This is a genomic window from Halorubrum miltondacostae (assembly GCF_041379815.1).
GTDB classification, from domain to species: domain Archaea; phylum Halobacteriota; class Halobacteria; order Halobacteriales; family Haloferacaceae; genus Halorubrum; species Halorubrum miltondacostae.
Genome location: NZ_JBEDNY010000002.1, coordinates 549,325 through 563,957, shown reverse-complemented (window position 1 = coordinate 563,957; position 14,633 = coordinate 549,325). Strand labels below are relative to the sequence as shown.

Annotated in this window: 13 protein-coding genes and 1 pseudogene; 5 read left to right on the top strand and 9 right to left on the bottom strand. The window is 57.9% G+C overall.

The window, feature by feature from the left end:
- Positions 1 to 198 precede the first annotated feature (198 nt).
- Both ABNG04_RS08355 and ABNG04_RS08350 read left to right on the top strand, forming a co-directional pair.
- Positions 199 to 468 carry an AbrB/MazE/SpoVT family DNA-binding domain-containing protein gene (locus tag ABNG04_RS08355; RefSeq protein ID WP_371161689.1) on the top strand — a complete coding sequence of 90 codons (270 nt, stop codon included), beginning with the start codon at positions 199 to 201 and terminating at the stop codon, positions 466 to 468.
- A complete protein-coding gene (locus ABNG04_RS08350; protein WP_371161687.1) occupies positions 468 to 623 on the top strand; it encodes a hypothetical protein in 156 nt (51 codons plus the stop codon). The genes ABNG04_RS08355 and ABNG04_RS08350 overlap by 1 nt, the downstream gene beginning before the upstream one ends.
- A 51-nt stretch (positions 624 to 674) precedes the next feature.
- On the opposite strand, the gene ABNG04_RS08345 is transcribed toward ABNG04_RS08350, so the two are convergent.
- Together ABNG04_RS08345 and tnpA are read right to left on the bottom strand one after the other, a co-directional pair.
- Positions 675 to 1,913 carry an RNA-guided endonuclease InsQ/TnpB family protein gene (locus ABNG04_RS08345; protein ID WP_371161685.1) on the bottom strand — a complete coding sequence of 413 codons (1,239 nt, stop codon included), beginning with the start codon at positions 1,911 to 1,913 and terminating at the stop codon, positions 675 to 677.
- The gene (gene tnpA, locus ABNG04_RS08340) at positions 1,910 to 2,299 is read right to left on the bottom strand and encodes an IS200/IS605 family transposase (RefSeq protein WP_371161683.1); all 390 of its coding nucleotides are present in this window, start codon (positions 2,297 to 2,299) and stop codon (positions 1,910 to 1,912) included. Before tnpA ends, ABNG04_RS08345 begins: the two co-directional genes overlap by 4 nt.
- Before the next feature lie 550 nt (positions 2,300 to 2,849).
- Between tnpA and ABNG04_RS08335 the strand changes: the two genes are divergently transcribed.
- Both ABNG04_RS08335 and ABNG04_RS08330 read left to right on the top strand, forming a co-directional pair.
- Complete coding sequence (locus ABNG04_RS08335) at positions 2,850 to 3,368, top strand: metal-dependent hydrolase (RefSeq protein ID WP_371161681.1); 519 nt, start codon at positions 2,850 to 2,852, stop codon at positions 3,366 to 3,368.
- A gap of 69 nt (positions 3,369 to 3,437) precedes the next feature.
- Positions 3,438 to 3,854 (top strand): annotated as a pseudogene (locus ABNG04_RS08330) (phosphoadenosine phosphosulfate reductase family protein); the annotation flags it as partial.
- A gap of 101 nt (positions 3,855 to 3,955) precedes the next feature.
- On the opposite strand, the gene ABNG04_RS08325 reads toward ABNG04_RS08330, so the two are convergent.
- From ABNG04_RS08325 to ABNG04_RS08295, 7 genes are all read right to left on the bottom strand, one after another.
- A complete protein-coding gene (locus ABNG04_RS08325; RefSeq protein ID WP_371161679.1) occupies positions 3,956 to 6,331 on the bottom strand; it encodes a TIM-barrel domain-containing protein in 2,376 nt (791 codons plus the stop codon).
- A 103-nt stretch (positions 6,332 to 6,434) separates the two neighbouring features.
- The gene (locus ABNG04_RS08320) at positions 6,435 to 7,775 is read right to left on the bottom strand and encodes a lyase family protein (protein WP_371161677.1); all 1,341 of its coding nucleotides are present in this window, start codon (positions 7,773 to 7,775) and stop codon (positions 6,435 to 6,437) included.
- 188 nt (positions 7,776 to 7,963) lie between these two features.
- Positions 7,964 to 9,085 carry an ABC transporter ATP-binding protein gene (locus tag ABNG04_RS08315; RefSeq protein ID WP_371161675.1) on the bottom strand — a complete coding sequence of 374 codons (1,122 nt, stop codon included), beginning with the start codon at positions 9,083 to 9,085 and terminating at the stop codon, positions 7,964 to 7,966.
- A gap of 4 nt (positions 9,086 to 9,089) precedes the next feature.
- The gene (locus ABNG04_RS08310; protein WP_371161673.1) at positions 9,090 to 10,181 is read right to left on the bottom strand and encodes an ABC transporter ATP-binding protein; all 1,092 of its coding nucleotides are present in this window, start codon (positions 10,179 to 10,181) and stop codon (positions 9,090 to 9,092) included.
- 2 nt (positions 10,182 to 10,183) lie between these two features.
- The gene (locus ABNG04_RS08305; RefSeq protein WP_371161671.1) at positions 10,184 to 11,107 is read right to left on the bottom strand and encodes a carbohydrate ABC transporter permease; all 924 of its coding nucleotides are present in this window, start codon (positions 11,105 to 11,107) and stop codon (positions 10,184 to 10,186) included.
- A 1-nt stretch (position 11,108) separates the two neighbouring features.
- On the bottom strand, positions 11,109 to 12,005 hold the full coding sequence (locus tag ABNG04_RS08300; protein WP_371161669.1) for a carbohydrate ABC transporter permease: 897 nt from the start codon (positions 12,003 to 12,005) through the stop codon (positions 11,109 to 11,111).
- Between the two features lie 44 nt (positions 12,006 to 12,049).
- The gene (locus ABNG04_RS08295) at positions 12,050 to 13,420 is read right to left on the bottom strand and encodes an ABC transporter substrate-binding protein (protein ID WP_371161667.1); all 1,371 of its coding nucleotides are present in this window, start codon (positions 13,418 to 13,420) and stop codon (positions 12,050 to 12,052) included.
- A gap of 133 nt (positions 13,421 to 13,553) precedes the next feature.
- On the opposite strand from ABNG04_RS08295, the gene ABNG04_RS08290 reads away from it, so the two are divergent.
- Complete coding sequence (locus tag ABNG04_RS08290) at positions 13,554 to 14,630, top strand: TrmB family transcriptional regulator (protein ID WP_371161664.1); 1,077 nt, start codon at positions 13,554 to 13,556, stop codon at positions 14,628 to 14,630.
- The last annotated feature ends 3 nt before the right edge of the window (positions 14,631 to 14,633 follow it).

Sequence of the window (14,633 nt, the reverse complement as noted above, 5' to 3'; positions counted from 1 at the left end):
ATGTTCTCGAAAGCTGTGGTCCGTCTACACCGATCAGTACGCAGCGGTCGATCTGCTCGAAGCGTTAGTTGAAGAGACCGGCTTCGACGCCAGCCTGCCGAACGGCTGGACGCTCCGCGATCTCGGCGTCTGAGCGGACCAACAGTCCGACACACATGTGGCGCAACATGTACTGTGTGGGAGCGCGTACAGTCGCGTATGGCAACTGGCGAGCCCCCAGAAGAGACGACGGTTAGCGATAGTGGAATGGTAACCATTCCGGCCGCCCTCCGCCGGCGTCTTGACATCGAACCCGGTGACAAGCTCCGGTGGACCACTGACGGCGAGAAAAACCTCTCTGTAGAGGTTGTCAAGCAGCACTATGGCGCGTTCGATGACTTCGAGCCAGTCCAGATGGGGGGTGGTGGCTCTGACACTCACGATCTCGCAGGCTACGAGGACGATCCCGCGTTCTCAGAGTCCAACTGATGGCAGTCGCCGTAATCGATACAGGCGTGCTGATTGGGATGGCCGATATTGACGACGAACACCACGACATCGCGATGGAGATCGTCCGTGGAATCGATCAGGGGACGCTTCCGACAGCCCGGGTAACGAATTACTTGACCTCCTCCCGCGCCTGAAGACGCGGGAATCCCACCACGGGATTTCAGGCCTGTCGTGGCCCTCTGGTTTCAAGACGCATACGTTCCACGCGTCTCCTGCTGGGTGTCAGCATCGGCTTGGGTGTCTTGTGGGGCGGTCAAACGCCCCCCATCCTCAGCCGAGTCATCGCCATCCGTGTGTTCTCTTGAATGGCTCTCTCCACTGAGGTAGCGATCTGCGATGTTTATCGCGCCGTTCACGTCCGCTTGGTACTCACCCATCCAGCACGCATCGTTCGAACACCTGAACGTCGCCTGACGCGGCCGGTATCCCACTTCACCGCAGGCGTGGCACTCCTTCGACGTGTTGCGCGGGTACACCGTCTCAACGGGAATCCCCTTCTCGACGGCCTTGTAGCGTATCTGTGCGTGGAGTTTTGCGAACCCCCAGCCGTGGAGACGCCGGTTCATGAACTCGCCGTAGTCCATCGACTCCCGGATATACGTCAGGTCTTCCAGAACGAGAACGGGATTCTCGACGGATTCGGCGTGCTCCACGACTTCGCGGGTGACGCGGTGGAACACGTCGTCTATCTGGTTCCATACGTCGTCGCCAAAGGACTCCGCGATACGCTCGCTTCCGCGCGTCTGGAGTCGGCGCTTGGCAGTGAAATAGGTCTTGCGGAGCCGACGAACAGTCTTGCCCTCGTCGGCCCACAATTCGGGCGCGGTCGGAGAACCGTGGTCGTCGCGGTGACACACCGTGACGAGTGACGCTTCCCCGATGTCTACTCCGATGGGCGTCCGTTCTTCGGCGGATGCCTCAGAGCGTTCCTCCACGTTGCGGGTGGCGGTAACGTGGAGATACCACGTCCCGTCCCGCTCGAACAGCCGACTCTCACCCATCCTGGCATCTTCCGCGTTCAACGCCTCCAGCCAGTCTCGCTGTTCGGGATTGGGTTGGGCTGGTATCCAAAGGTGGTAGTCCTCGTGGTGCGGGATTTTGACGCACCACTCGATTGCGTTTTCGGGCTTGTGGTCGAGTCGTAGCCCCTCGTTGGTGAAGCGCACAGGGTGGTCGTCGTGGAGTTCGCCCGCGTTGTACGTCGTCGTGAGTTTCGGGACGTACTTTTTGAGTGCGTTCTTCGCGTACCCGCTCAGATTGTAGGTGACCACCACGTCGTTCGCTTCAGTCTGTGTGGTACAGTTCTGGTTGAAGGCGTCTTGGAGGGCGTGCTGGTACGCTGCCCTCGTCTCCCGGAGTTTCCGCCGCTTGTGGGCGTTCGGGTCCACAAGTTTGAGTTCGAGCGTCTTCGTGAGTTCGGTCACGAATCGCCCTCCGTGTGTTGCTGGATGTAGTTCTCGACAGTCTCGCTGGAAACGTGTCCAGCGGTACCTGCGTAATACCCTCGCGTCCATCCGATTTTCTCGCCGTCGTGGTCGGCGTATCGGTGGTTGTACTTGCGCGAGGAGATACCCTTGAACCAGTTTGCGAGTAGTGCCGGTTCGTTCTTCGGCGGACTACTGACGAACAGGTGAACGTGATCGGACTGTACGGTGAGGTCGAGAATTTCGACGCCTTTGCTGTCGGCTATTTCGTGGAGGATGGTCCGCACACGGTCAGCGACCTCGTTGACGAGTACCGATTGACGGTACTTCGGTAACCACACTATGTGGTAGTTGAGGTTGTAGCTCGCATGCCGTGTGGTCTTCATGCGTGTTGTACACTACCGTCCGTTGTCATGTTAATACTGCCGATGAACCGTGGGAAATCCAGACGTAGCGTCGACGGTGGGTGTGTAGGCTATTGTCCGCTTGACCCCCGCCTAAAGACGGGGGTATGCGCTCGTATCTTTATCACCCGGCTAGAGACGTCAGACAATCCCTTCTCGTAACGAGGTCGACAGAGACGAGCGGGACGTTTGCGACGATCGTCCGCCACTCGTTGTCGGGGGTCCATCGATCGCGTTCGCCGGTCGCAGAATTCCGGGACTTAGTCACCACGTGAGTCCCTCGTACACGATCCCATCGCGGCGGTCGATTGCTCGCCGTCCGTCGACAACGACGGGCGTCCGCATCGTATTGAACTCGTCGTCAAGCGCTATTATCTCCTCTCAGTCAGTAAGACTAAGAGCAGCTACCAGTTTGGAGCATGTTGTTGTAAGCGTGTCGGCGTATTCGATGTGGCGTTCTATGGTTGCTCTGGCGGTCACCACGGAAATTGAGGCGAGAACGTTCTTTAGACGTGATCGAGAATGTACTGACGTGTTCCCCTACGAGCACCTGCTCGTTGCCCTCCTCCCGATACTGGTGTATGTCGCCATTTGCGACCGGCGTCTGCCGACACGCGCCGTGATATTTGTGACCGCGGTCGGGAGTCAGTTTCCGGACTTGGTCGACAAGCCGCTCGCACACCAACTTGGCGTCCTCCCAAGTGGCCGTGTCTTCATTCACTCGCTCCCGTTCGCAGTCCCGATTGCTGTCGGCGTGCTCGCGTATGGTTGGTACACCGAGCGGCCACGCGTTGCCGGCGCGTTCGTGGTTGCGTACTTATCACACATAGTTGGGGACACGTACCAGGCTCTGCTCGCAGGCCGGTTTCCGGCAGACCTGCTGTGGCCGTTCGTCGCGGCGCAACCGCGTCCCACCGTGCCGTTCTGGGCGGGTGTCAACGGGGTCAATGTGCGACTCTGGACCGCGTTTTCGGTGGTCGTACTGGGAGTAACACTCAGCGTCGTCGCGCGGGACATCTGGCAACAAGTCCACAATAGATCGCCACGCTGAGCGCCTCTGCTTGATATGACTGAACTTGATGTCTGAACGCGAATCACCTACCCGGACACAGTTTTGACATTGATTTCGGGTGTGCGCTGGGACGAACAGGAGGCGCGTGTGGATGAGATGTTCTTCTTGCCGCGTCATGGTCCGGATCTGTTCCCGCCGCACGACCGCATCCAGCCCATCCTTCAGTTCGCTGAGGCCGACATCTGGGATGTCTTCTGGAACTTTGTCGTGCCCGAGACGGTAGAGACATTCCCCGACGAGAGTACATCCCGCAGACGGATGGTGACCTCCCTGACGGTGTTTCCCAAGAGGATGTCCCGATTTCGCCGAAGTACTCCGCCCGGGTCCGCTCGCTCGGTAACGAAGTGAGTACGAACAAAACGACTGAGGAGCCGGTGTGGCTCCAGAATCTCGAGGATACAACTGAGCGGGCGGGGCGCGCCAAAAAAAGACCTCATAGAGCGACTGCGTGACCACGGCTACATGCCAGTTGACGCGGTGAAAACCCCACGAGTGGGGTACTTCGAACGAATTGACGAAGAGTTGTGGAATGACGACCCAGGGAGTCTATCGACTTGGGGAGACTGCTACTCCACGGTTGGACCAATCTCGACGGTGAGTGTCTCCCCGTGATATGACCAAGAGTCGGCAGTAAGCTGTATTTCGGTGTTGGTTGCGGTGTTGATCAGCGTAACCTGTGTGGGCTCTGTGTGGACGTCTGTAACTGTGAGACATGTCTGTGGCAGGTCGCCAGCAACAGTCACCTCAACAGCAGCGTCGACAGAGATCGTGATTTCGGTTAGTGTGTCAGCCGCGTCATTGTAGTACTGGCCACTGGCCTGGCCATCGGCGAGTCGCGCCGTCAATTCTAGCTCATCTGGGGGGCCCTGTTCAACGGTCTGGGTGGGTTCTCGCGATGGAATGATGCTGCCTGCCCGGACGAAGAGCGGAACCTCATCAAGTGGCACATCCAGCTGAAGCGTTTGCTGTCCCGTATAGCGGGTGTCTGACCAGTAATTAATCCACTCTCCGGCTGGGAGATACACCTCAACGGTGCTATCAGCCGTCAACACGGGCGCAACGAGAAGGTCACGACCCAGCAGGTACTGTGTCTCAATAGTTCGTGTCGCCGGATCATCACTGTAATGTAACACCAGCGGCCGCATCAGGGGCAGACCTGTCGTGGCGGTGACCACTGCGTTGGTGTACAGATATGGAATGAGCCGGTAACGAAGACGCGCAAACTTCCGGAAAATGGCAAGCGCCTCGTCGCCGAACTCCCACGGCTCGCGCGGAGTCGTGCCATGGAATCGCGCATGGCTTGATAATAACCCGAACTGCGCCCACCGGATATACAGTTCTGGTGTTGGAGTGCCGCTAAAGCCACCAATATCGTGACTCCAGAACCCGTACCCAGACAGAGCGAGACTCAGTCCACCGCGTACCGTGGCAGCGAGTGAGCGGAACGTTGTATCGGAGTCACCACCCCAGTGGATCGGCATGCGCTGTGTGCCCATCCACCCAGCCCGACTCCACAGTAACGGTGTCCGTCCGGCCGCTGTCATCGCATCAGCCGCAGTCTGTTGGTAGAGATCAGGGTATTGGTTGCGCATCTGAGCGCCAGACTGCCCGTTTGAAAGAATCGCATCGTCGGGAAGGTATTCGCCGAAATCCGTCCAGAACCCATCCACACCCATCTCGAGTAACTCCTGGTGTTTCTGTTGCCACCACTCGACAGCCGCAGGGTTGGTAAAGTCGAGAATGCCGCCACGGTGTTTACTCACGACCAACCGGTCAAGGAGATACGGCTGGCCAGCCGAATCAGCGACGAGGTAGCCGTTTTCAAGAGCCGTCTGAAACGCTTCGGAGCCGGCTGTGAGATACGGCTCTTCAATGAGCATGAGCCGATACCCGTTGTCGTGGAGCGTCTCGATCAGGCCTGCTGGATCGGGGAATGCGTCCGTATCCCACTCGAGATCACTGAGACAGCCCTCACGCATCCAGCTGATATCGAGATGGATCCCGTCACACGGGATGTTCTCCTCACGGAGGCGACGGGTAACCTGTTCAACGTCCCCTTGAGTTTTATACGAGTACCGTGAGGCCCAGAGCCCAAAGCTCCATTTGGGGGGCACCGAGGGGCGCCCTGTGAGAGCGGTGTAGGTTGTCAGGATGTCGTCGAACTCCGGCCCGCTGATGAACACAAACCGGAGGGTATCGCTGTGTGTCGTAATCTCACCGCTGACCGCGGATTTGCTCCCGCCGCCAAAGCTAAACTCAGTCTTCGCGTCAGTATCGACGAAGAGGCCGTACCCGTACGACGACAGGTAGAACGGGACGCTCTTGTAACTCCGATCGTTGTCAGTGCTGTGTGGCTGTGACACCCAGGCGGCAGTTGCTTGGCCCCGCTTATCGAGCGCGGTGAACTGCTCGCCAAGCCCGTAGTAGTGTTCATCGGGCCGGATGTCAAACCCGATCCCCGTTTTCTCGACTGCGTACAGCCACTCACTTGTTTGGGCCTCTTCAAACCCAAGTGGCCAGACCGCTGGATCGTTTTTCGTGGCTGCGAGTGGCCGGTGCTCGGCGAAGATGGTACGGCCAGTAGCATCAGTGACGCTGAATGACCAGGCTGTGGTGCCGATCCGCACCGTGAGGGCGCTGGTTTCGAGCACGAGCTCGTCGTCGCCCTGTGTCACGGTCAGATCCACCGCGGTCGTGACAGCAGCAGTGTCGACATGGTCGTTCCCCAGCGTTGGAGTTTCAGGGGTGGCGGTGAGCTCAAATTGGAACACGTCCGGACGAAGGAACGTGATTTCGAGTGGGACCGTGCGTTCAACGGATTCTTGAAGCTGCTCACGCTGGCGGGTGTGGGTCAGTTCGTACCGCGTTAACTGACACGTGAGGATGACACCCCGTGCTGTTTGTTCAACGGAGTCAACGCCGTCAATTACGGTGAATGGCATTGTAACGAGTGCGTGTGAGACTGGGTGGCTGCTGCTTGAGTAGTTCCGAACGACTGGCTGTGACGACAACCGGCGCTGCCGAAGCTGGTGTTGTGTGGTGAACTCATGCGTCGATGACTGCCCGAATCGCCGCGCGTCGAGTCGCGTGTGCGTGATCGAGCGCCACGCGCCGCTCGGTGAGTTGCTCGCGGTACGTCGCGGCGCGGTCCCGACGCGTGACAACTTGGTCAGCAACCTGTGTGGGGGCTGGACTCCCAGTAATGCTAGCCCGGCGGTCAAGCGCCTCTGCTGGATCACGGAGTGTCTCGACAGCGGCTGTCGAGACGGTTGGACGGTCGCCGAGATAGGCCTCGGCGATCGCCTCCAGATCGGTCGCGGTCACGTCTGTGAGCGATTGGTCAGTCGCCTCGTACTCGCGGACGAGAATGGCGACAATCTGGTGGGCGCTTCGCCACGGGATCTCACACTGTCTGGTCAACAGTGCCGCCAGATCGGTGGCAAGTGCCCACTCAGCCGTCACAAGCGCACGCGCTCTGTCAGTGTCAAAGATCATCTTGTCGACAACGGCACGTAGTGTGTCGAGTGTCTCCGTAAATCGGCGCAACGTGGCGGGGTCATACTGGACACCACCGGACAGATTCTTGACGGCGATGAGCTGTTGGACGGCCGTACCGAGGACGGCGTTTGTCTCTCGTTGGACAGTCTGGATACTGTGCGGGTTCTTTTTTTGTGGCATAATACTGCTCGTGCCACAGAGTTCATGGGGGAGATCAGCAAGCCCAAACTCGTCGCTAACCCACAGAAAGAGCGTGTCAGCGGCGTTGCCGATAGTTGCTGCGCATGTCGCAACAGTACACGCAACCTCGAGGATTTGGTCTATGCTTTTGTCGACATCCTCAGCATTTTCACAAACAGCGTCGAAGCCGAGCAACGACGCGACCCGCTCGCGGTCAATATCAAAGTCAGTCGTTGTCCCCGCCGCCGCCCCAGCCGGACTCTGGTTAAGCCGGTCCCAACAGGCAATGAGCCGCGGAAGATCCCGTGTGAGCGGGAACGCCTGCGAGCAGAGCTGGTAGCCAACGGTCCCGACCTGTGCGTGTTGGAGTCCCGTGTACGTGGGCATCGGGACAGAGAGTGCCGCCTCAGCACGGGACGCGTATGTCTCAACTAACTTAACAAGGCTACGGCCAACGGTGAGGAGGCGGTCGCGTAACACATACCGGGTTGTGACGGCCGAAAGATCGTGTGAACTCCGCCCGGTGTGTAGCCACCCACCGACTGTTTCACCGTACATCTCGATCAGGTGGGCTTCCCCCGAGTGAGCTCCATGGCCAATCGACTCACGCGCGGGGACTGGATCTCCAGTCGCATCTTCGAGTGTCAAGAGCCCCTCCAAGAGCTGGCGCCCGATAGTCGGTGGGAGAAGGCCCTGCTCGTGAAGCATGAGCGTATGTGCGAGATCGAACGCGTGATAGCCAGCGTGGAGCGCTGTAGGAGTTTGTGACACGCGATCAACGGATGGAGCGGGAGGCGACAAGAGTCGCGCACCCGCCCGTCGATAGAACTGCTCGCCTGAACTCAGCGTGTCTGTGAGCGACGAGAGATCTGTAGGGGGTGTGTCTCGCATGGTGGTCACCTGGTGGCAGCGTGTGTCGCACGGTCGCGTGTCTTGAGCGTCTCCCCGGTTGCGGTATCAAAGAGGTACAGATCCGGCGCGTCGATCTCAAGCGCGACCCGTTCATCCCGGTCAAACGTCTGATTCGTCGTGAGCCGGGCGGTGAGTGACTGGTCGTCGAGCGTCAGATGAACGTAGTTGGTGTTGCCCTGGAATTCAGTGACAGCAACGCTCGCCGACCCGTTCGGATCGGGTCGCAGTTCCACGTCTTCGGGCCGGATGCCAACAGTCGCTTCGGAGACCCCAGAAGGGAGCGCTTGTGTGGGCACTGTCGTCAACACGGTGCCGCCATCCGTCCGCAGCTTGGCGGTCTCATCGTGCCGTTCGATCGTGACTGTGGCGGTGTTCATCGCCGGATTGCCGAGAAACGTCCCAACAAATTGGTTGGCTGGGCGATCGTAGGCGGATTCAGCCGTCGCGATCTGTTGGAGGCGCCCGTCGTTCATCACCGCAATGCGGTCAGACATCGTCATCGCCTCCTTCTGGTCATGTGTCACATAGATGGTTGTCACGCCAAGCTGGTCGTGGATGCGTTGGAGCTCTGTTCGCATCTCCGACCGGAGCTTGGCGTCGAGATTTGACAGCGGTTCATCAAGCAAAAACACGTCCGGCTCACGGACAAGTGCGCGACCAAGCGCCACCCGTTGTTTTTGCCCGCCGCTCAGCTCTGCCGGCTTATCATCGAGATGGTCGTGGATGCCAAGCAACTCAGCCATCTCCGCAATCCGCTCTTGTCGTTCAGGTCGAGAGAGCCGTGTCGAGTGTTTGAGCCCATACCCGATGTTTTCACGCGCCGTCATCTTCGTGTAGAGCGCGAAGTTCTGAAACACCATGGCGACGTTCCGCTCGCTCGGGACGAGGTGCTGAACTTCGCGCCCGTCGATCAGGATTGACCCCTCTGTGACGGGTTCAAGCCCGGCAAGCATCCGAAGCGTGGTGGATTTCCCACAGCCTGAGGGGCCAACAATGGTGAGAAACTCTCCATCAGCAACGGAGATGGAGACGCTATCGACAGCCGTCTCGGTGCCCTGTGCGTCGTCGTAGATTTTGGTGACGTCAACGAGTTCAACGTTGGCCATTCTCTCACCTCTCAACAATGGTAGCGCCGTTATCATCGAACCAGTACACATCCGCCGGGGCAAACCCAAACGCCAGCGTGTCGCCTGTCCCAACATCTGGTGGTAACCGCTCGATAAGCGCGGTCAACGTGACACCGCCAGCGTCGAGTGTGAGCTCGTAGCTGTGCCCGACTGGCTCGACAAGGGTGATGGTTGCTTCAAAACTGACCGGCTGGGTGCGCTCGGGCGCGAGTGTGAGTGCTTCAGGGCGAATCCCGGCCCGCACGGCTGCGCGCGGCGGTTCAACTGCCTCAAACAGGCTGTGATCACCACCGCGATCAATAAAGTTGATCTGTGGATCGCCGATGAAGCCAGCAATGAACTCATTCTCCGGGTGGTGATACACATCACGCGGGCTGCCAATCTGCTCGATTTGGCCGTTCCGCATGATTGCGAGCCGGTCACCGATACTCATCGCTTCCTCTTGATCGTGCGTCACGTACACGGTTGTAGTGCCAAGCCGTTGCTGGAGATCGCGGATCTCACTCCGCGTTTGGACACGCAATTTCGCGTCAAGATTCGATAATGGCTCATCCATCAGGAAGAGTCGTGGCTTGCGGACGATGGTCCGCCCAACAGCAACGCGTTGTCGCTGCCCACCACTCAACTGCCCAGGCTGTTTGTCTAATAAATCTGTTATCTCAAGAAGATTGGCAACCTCCTGAATCTGGGTATCTCGCTCGCTGGCCGACAGATCCATCTTTGCGAGCGGGAACGCCAGATTCTCCCGCACCGTTTTGTGCGGATACAAGGCGTACGACTGAAACACCATCGACAGATCCCGGTTTTTCGGGAGCGTTCGCGTTTCGTCTTCCCCGTCAATCCGGATCGTCCCGGCAGTTGGTGTTTCAAGCCCGGCGATCATCCGGAGGGTAGTGGTCTTGCCACAGCCCGAGGGGCCGAGTAACACAAGCAGTTCACCCGGTTCAATGGCTACCGAGACGCCATCGACGGCGACCGTGTCGCCGTACTCCTTTCTGACATTGACTAGTTCGGTCTGCCCAGCCGTCGTGTCGGCGGTGGCGAGGCCAGATTGCGGCGCTGAGTCGTTGCTCATCGTTATCCCTCCACCGCGCCGAAGGTGATCCCTTCAACGAGGTACTTTTCGAGATACAAGAACAGTACTACCACCGGAATGCTGGTGAGGATTGACGCCGCCATCAGCTGGCCCCAGACGTTTTCGAACGCCTGATTGAGTGCTTCAAGCCCAATTGGGAGCGTGAACAGCCCTTGAGAGCGTAAGAGAACGCTCGCAAAGAGATACTCATTCCACGCAATCATGAACGCGTAGATGAATACCGCCACGATGGCAGGCGCCGACAGCGGGATGGTGATCCGGTAAATCACCTCGAGTCTGGAGTAGCCGTCCATCAACGCCGCTTCCTCGATCTCTTCGGGCACACTCCGGAAGTAGTTGCCAAGCATGTACAGCGACAGCGGTAACGTCTGGACGAGATAGGTAATGAGGAGACTTGGCAGAGTATCAACTAACCCAAGCCAGGTCATGACCTGAAACAGTGGCACGACAAGCAGGATACCAGAGAACATGTACACAATAAGCACCAACCGTGAGGTGAGCCCGCGGCCACGGTACTCCAAGCGAGCAAAACTGTACCCACCGAGGGTGGCCACGATAACGGAGAGGCCGGCAGTGACCGTTGAGACAAGGAGGCTGTTTCTGAAATACGTAATGAAGGGGAACGTCTCCGGCGAGAAAAGGACGCGATAATGTTCAAGCGTCATCTCATTTGGGAGGAGCTGCGGCTCCTGTGAGTAGATGTTCGTGTCCGGTGTCACGCTCGTTTTGAGCATAATATAGAAGGGGAATAACGCGATCAGCAGCATGAGCCCGATACTCGCGTAGAACGCAACGCGTTCCCAGCGACTACTACTGATCTCCTGCGAGCGGAACAGCCGGCTGAACGCCCGGCTGGTTGTCAGGTACGATTCGCGGATCGATTGGGTGATCGTGTTGGTGCTCATCTTACCACTCTAATACTGTGTTGACGTAGATCAGCACGAAACTGATCAGAAACACGAAGAGGACCATCGAGATTGCTGCGCCGAGTCCAAGCTCAAAGTTCGCGAACGCGGTCTGATACGTGAAGATTGGCAGCGTTTCCACCTCACGCGTCAGCAGCCACACGTCAGCGAATTTGTTGAAATTCCAGATCCAACGGAGTAAGAACACTGTCGCAAGGATGTACTTGAGTTCGGGAAGCGTGATATCTTTGAACTGCGCAAAGCGGCTGGCGCCGTCGATTCGTGCCGCTTCGTACATCTCTTCGGGGATAGCTTGAACGCGCGCAATCAGCATTAAGAACGCGAACGGGAAGTACCGCCAAGCGTCGAAGATGATGACGGTCCAGATAGCCGAGTTGCTGTTGCCAAGCAGATCGATTGTGCCTAAGTTGAGATTCAACACGCTGTTGAGAATGAACGGCACAATGCCGAACAAGGGGTCAAGCATCCAGCGCCACGCAAAGGCAACCGCAATGATCGGAGCGACGTACGGCAACAGCATGAGCCCACGCACCAACCGTCGGCCCCGGAACGCCCGATTGAGCAAGAGGGCAGCAAAGAGCCCACCGAGCGTGGCGAGCAAGTCACTGAAAAAGGTGAAAATAATTGTATTGTAGAGGGCCTCCCAGAACGCTGGGTTTCCGAGTAGCTCAGCGTAGTGTTGTGCGCCAACAAAGATGGCACTCTCATCCGGTGCGAGGGGTACCTCATGGAAGCTGAGGTAGACGTTATACGCCAGCGGGTACAGAATAATCACAGAGACAAGGAGCAGCGACGGGAGAATCAGCGCATAGCCCAGCAGCTCTTCTTTCTCTTCGAGTGTTCGTTCAGTCCCTCCTCGGCCAACAAGCGCGGTCACGCGGTCTTGGACACTCATTAGTAGAAAAAGTGGTCTCGAGGCGGTTACTCGATTGCTTGCCGCATCGCCTCGGCCTGTTCGCTTGCGACCGTTTCAGCGTCTTCGCCCTCGTACACCCGGACAACGGCTTCGGCAACGAGCAGTTGACTCGCAATCTGTCCGAACTCGGGGATTGACTGCCCGTTCACGAAGCCAAACCGTTGGACATTATCAAGGGCGCTGCTGATTGTGGCGACTGTGTCTTCCCACGCGGTCAGGACCTCATTGTCTTGGTAGGCGTCGGATTCAGAGACGGACTGTCTGACGGACTGCATCCCACCGGGTGCCATGTGGAGCCATTCGACGTACTGGTCAGGCTGGAACATGTACTCGGTGAACGCCTCTGCGGTCCGCTGGACTGCGTCGTCACCGCTTTCGGTGATCCCGAAGCCGGTAACCTGCCCGTAGGAGGCGTCAGTGTCACGGCGCACGTACGGCGCGAAGGCGGTGTCATCAGCCATCTCCGCTTCAAGCAGGTCATCGATGATATACGATGACCACATGATCATGTGGCTGTTCTCGTTGACGTACGTCTGCCGCGTCGCATCGTAGACGTGTTTGCCCGGATGGCCGTAGTTTTGCGCCAGATCGACGTAAAATTCCAGCGCCTCAACCATCTCAGGGCTGTCGAAGACGATCTCGCCGGCTTCGTTGAACACACGTGCCCCGTTTGAAATGGCAATCGGCGTGAACGCCTGCCGTGTGAAATTGGCGTTTTCAGTGCCAAGCCCGATGCCGTACTGGTTATTGTCTGGGTCGTGAAGCGCTTCAGCCGCTTCTCGAATGTTTTCCCACGTGGTTGGTTCTGGCAGTCCAAGTTCATCGAACTTGCTTTGGCGATACCAGATCCCCTGGACCCAGCCATCATGTGGCACCGCGAAATACTCTCCCTCGGGCGTGGTCATAAACTCAAGCGCCCCATCACGGAGGTCGTCCATGCCAATCGCGTCAATAACGGCTTGAGCGCTCTCGGTCGAGAGCACGCCCTCATTTCCGAGGTTCTGAATTGTCTGGGCTTGGACTTGGAGGACGTTCGGGAGATCGCCAGCGGCCCGCGCCGCTGACAACTCCTCGGGGATGTTATCTTCGTCGAAGAACTCAATTTGGACGTCTGCCTGGTCGAACTCTTCGACCATCGGGCTGATTATCTGCCGCCGCTCTGCCTGCTGTTCTTTCGACCATGTCTCAATCGGTGCGTACTCGTTGCTACCGTCGCCGTTATCACTACCGTTGTCGCCGCCGTCACCACTATCGCCGCTGTTGGTCCCCCCACTACACCCAGCGAGCGCGGCTAACACAGCAGCTGAGCCAGCACTTCCCGTCCACCTGAGCAGCTCCCGCCGTGACCGAAATTCCTCATGGTTTTCTATGGACATTGTGGCCCCACGCTCAAACTGTAAGTCACTGATAATAAAAATTTGGGCCGAATATACACTGTAGTTGTTGTTGGCTTACTGGTAATTCGAGCACGTTTAAGTAGACTCGGCGTAGTGCTCGTAGTAAGATAGCATGTCTGAGCGGCAAATCGAGGAGGCGCTTCAAAGTCTCGGCCTATCCCAGTACCAAGCCGCTGCGTACACCGCAACGCTGAAGCTAGGATCGGCGCCCGCCGTGGATATTGCTGATGCGACAGATGTCCCCCGCGCTCGCATTTACGATGTGCTCCGGAAACTGGAGGCACAGGGGTATATTGAGACGTACGAGCAGGATAACCTCCACGCACGAGCCCTCGATCCGATTGAGGCGACGGGTGAACTCCAGCAGCGAGCAGAAACGTTCACCCAAGCGGCCGAGCAGATTGATGATCTCTGGGAGAGCCCTGGCGTCGAAGACGCCCAGATTACGATCGTTAAGCGGCAAGATACCGTCTACGAACAGGCAACCCGGTTTATCTGTGAGGCGACGAACGAGATCCAGTTAACGGCGACGCCAGCACAGTTTGAGCTGCTCGCGGAGGCACTAATCGAAGCGAAATCGCGTGGCGTGTACACGCAACTGACACTACTGCCGCCAAGCGAAGGCGCGCCAATTGATCCCGAATCAGTTGATCTTGATGATGCGGTTATTGAGGCCCGCTACCGCACGTTGCCGGGACCGTTTGTGCTTATCAGCGACCGCGAACAGACGTGTTTCTCACCACAGACCCCTTGGTTGAGCGACTCATACGGGTTAATCGCCGATAATTATCCAATTGCCCACGTGTTTCACCGGTATTTTCAGACAACACACTGGGACGCGTGGGAACCGGTCTATTCCGGGCGTGCGGAGCATCCGCCGATTACGTACGTAAATCTACGCCACTGTATCACAGATTTAGAGCCGATTCTCTCGGATGGGGCAACGGTCCACGTCACTGTTGAGGGTGTGGATACGGCCTCACGAGAGCAGGTGTCTGTGAGTGGTACAGTGAGTGATCTCAAATATTCGGAGGCTGCTGGTGTGCTCGGTACTCCGGAGTTATCTGATATCGCTCGCCAGGTTGCGATTGTCATTACAGACGGGCAAACCGAGCACACAGTCGGTGGCTGGTATGCCCGAGTTGAAGATATTGAGATGCGCCGGCTCACAGTTGAGCAAATCGAGTAAGCT